Source organism: Campylobacter sp. 1569 (assembly GCF_024723675.1).
Taxonomy (GTDB): Bacteria; Campylobacterota; Campylobacteria; order Campylobacterales; family Campylobacteraceae; genus Campylobacter_D; species Campylobacter_D jejuni_C.
Map to the genome: position 1 here is coordinate 1 of NZ_JANQDB010000072.1, position 245 is coordinate 245.

Annotated in this window: 1 pseudogene; it reads left to right on the forward strand. The window is 25.3% G+C overall.

The features are described 5' to 3' along the window. Window positions 1-197: pseudogene (locus CAMP5060_RS08230) on the forward strand (YaaA family protein); the annotation flags it as partial. Window positions 198-245: the final 48 nt, after the last annotated feature.

The following is a 245-nucleotide window of genomic DNA, read 5'->3' on the forward strand; positions in this document are numbered from 1 at the left end:
CTCTCACTTTTTTAAAAAATTCCAAAACTTTAAGTCATTTTGCAAAGGCTTATAGGGGTAAAATACTAAGAGTATTAGCAAGTAAAAATATACATAGTAAAGGAGCTTTGCTTGAAAATCTACCTAATGAATTAAAAATAAAAGAAATTAAAATACAAGGATTAAAAGAAGAAATAATTTTAGATATAGTAAGCTAAGCCTTTTGGCTTAGCTTTTATAATTAGAATTTGTATAGAGCTTCAAGT